At 57.9% G+C, this 254-nt stretch carries 1 protein-coding gene; it reads left to right on the forward strand.

What is annotated here, in order from left to right; translation table 11 throughout:
• Positions 1 to 153: 153 nt before the first annotated feature.
• Positions 154 to 254, forward strand: a 101-nt coding sequence (locus C0Z18_RS32555; protein ID WP_146014163.1) for a transposase, incomplete at its 3' end; no start/stop codon positions are given.

Below are 254 nucleotides of genomic sequence, written 5' to 3' on the forward strand. Positions count from 1 at the left end.
ATGGAACCGCTCGGCTATATCCCGCCCGCGGAAGCTGAGGCAAACTACTACCGGCAACGTTGCAACTCAGTCGTCGTGCCGGCATCAACTTAAACCAACCAGCCTCCACGAATCCCGGGGCGATTCATTTTGACTAACACCAATCAAGAAGTGATGGATGTATTGACGGGACCCGAGCGCCGGCGGCGGTGGTCGGTAGAAGAGAAAGTGGCGATGGTCAGGGAGAGCCTCGAGCCGGGCAAGACGGTCTCGAT

It is taken from the genome of Trinickia dabaoshanensis (assembly GCF_002879885.1).
GTDB lineage: Bacteria > Pseudomonadota > Gammaproteobacteria > Burkholderiales > Burkholderiaceae > Trinickia > Trinickia dabaoshanensis.